The organism is Methylibium rhizosphaerae (assembly GCF_006386545.1).
In the GTDB taxonomy this organism is placed as follows: Bacteria; Pseudomonadota; Gammaproteobacteria; order Burkholderiales; family Burkholderiaceae_C; genus Pseudorivibacter; species Pseudorivibacter rhizosphaerae.
This window is the reverse complement of the sequence record NZ_SWAR01000109.1, coordinates 1-1,687: the sequence shown is the minus strand read 5'-3', so window position 1 is coordinate 1,687 and position 1,687 is coordinate 1. Positions and strand designations below refer to the sequence as shown.

Here is a 1,687-nt window from a genome sequence, read left to right as displayed (position 1 = left end):
GAGCCGCAGGAGATTCGAGATGTTCCAGTACCGCCAAGTGCTCGCGCGGCTGCGCGCGGGCGACTCCGAGCGCGACATCGCGCGCTCCAAGCTCATGGGCCGGCAGAAGCTGGCGGCGCTGCGTGCGCTGGCTGCCGAGCACGGCTGGCTCGACCCCGCGCGCGAGCTGCCCGACGAAGCCGCCATTGCACAGGCTGTCGGCGCCGGCCGCCGCGCCAGCAGCAGCGTCTCCAGCGTCGAGCCGTGGCGTGAGCTGGTGGCGCAGTGGCAGGCCGCTGGCGTGCAGGGCAAGGCCATCCACGCGGCCTTGCGGCGCCAGCACGGCTACGGCGGCAGCTACTCGTCGGTGGCGCGCATGCTCGTGGCCCTGCGCGGCCAGCAGCCGGTGGCCACCACCGTGCGTCTGCACTTCGAGCCCGGCGAGGCCGCCCAGGTCGACTTCGGCGCCGGCCCCGTGCTCATGCACCCGGACGGGCGGCCGCGGCGCACCTGGGCCTTCGTGATGACGCTCGCGCACAGTCGCCACCAGTACGTGGAGTTCGTGTGGGACCAGACCGTGGCCACCTGGCTGGGCTGCCACCGCCGCGCCTTCGAGTGGTTCGCGGGCGTCCCCGCGCGGCTGATCATCGACAACGCCAAGTGCGCCATCACCAAGGCATGCGCCAAGGACCCGCTGGTGCAGCGCGCCTACGCCGAGTGCGCCGAAGGCTACGGCTTCAAGATCGACGCATGCCCGCCGCATGACCCGCAGAAGAAGGGCATCGTCGAGGCGGGCGTCAAGTACCTCAAGGGCAACTTCCTGCCCACGCGCAGCTTCCGCGACCTGGCCGACCTGAACGCGCAGGCACGCACGTGGGTGTTGGACGAAGCCGGCACTCGCGTGCACGGCACGACGCGCGTGAAGCCGCTGGCGCTGTTCGAGCTGGAGCGCGCACACCTGCGGCCGCTGCCGGCCGTGGCGCCGGATCTGGGCAGTTGGCACCGCGTGGCCGTGCACCGCGACTGCCATGTGCAGTTCGAGCGCGTGCTGTACTCGGCGCCCTTCGCGCTGGCGGGCAAGACGCTGTGGCTGCGCGCCACCGACGCGGCCGTGGCGCTGTACGACGAGCTGCGCCACGTGGCCACGCATCCGCGCGGGCAGCGGCCGGGTGAGCGCATCACGGTGCGCGACCACCTGCCGCCGCAGGCGCAGGCGTTCTTCGCGCACGACCGTAGCTGGTGCGTGGCCCAGGCCGCCCGTGTGGGACCAGCCTGCCAGCGGCTGATCGAGCAACTGCTCAGCGACCGCATCGTCGAGCGGCTGCGCGGGGCGCAAGGCGTCATCCAGTTGGCCAAGCAGTACAGCCCCGAACGCGTGGAAGCCGCCTGCCAGCGCGCGCTGGCGCACGAGTCGCCCTACTTCCGCACCGTCAAGACGATCCTCGCCAGCGGCGCCGATCTGCGCGCCGAGCCGATCGCCGAGACCCCGCAAGCCTACGCCCGCTCGCGCTTCGCGCGCGACGCGGCGAGCCTGTTCGCCCACCCGCAGCAAGAGCTGCTGCATTGACCCGCAAGGAGAAGACCAATGAACCCCGTTCCTGAACTGGCCCCGCAACTCAAGCAGCTGAGGCTGTCGGGCATCCTGGACTCGCTGGAGGCGCGCAACCGCCAGGCCATCGATGCGAAGCTGGCGTACACCGAGTTCCTG

The 1,687-nt window shown here is 71.7% G+C and carries 1 protein-coding gene and 1 pseudogene; both read left to right on the top strand.

Annotation, left to right across the window (positions count from 1 at the left end):
• The first annotated feature begins 19 nt into the window (after positions 1 to 19).
• Positions 20 to 1,546 carry an IS21 family transposase gene (gene istA / locus E8D38_RS27570; RefSeq protein ID WP_140637473.1) on the top strand — a complete coding sequence of 509 codons (1,527 nt, stop codon included), beginning with the start codon at positions 20 to 22 and terminating at the stop codon, positions 1,544 to 1,546.
• Between the two features lie 18 nt (positions 1,547 to 1,564).
• Positions 1,565 to 1,687 (top strand): annotated as a pseudogene (locus E8D38_RS27565) (IS21-like element helper ATPase IstB); the annotation flags it as partial.

Coding starts and splice junctions, on each gene's coding strand:
- istA (WP_140637473.1), top strand. CDS start 20: ATGTTCCAGTACCGCCAAGTGCTCGCGCGGCTGCGCGCGGGCGACTCC.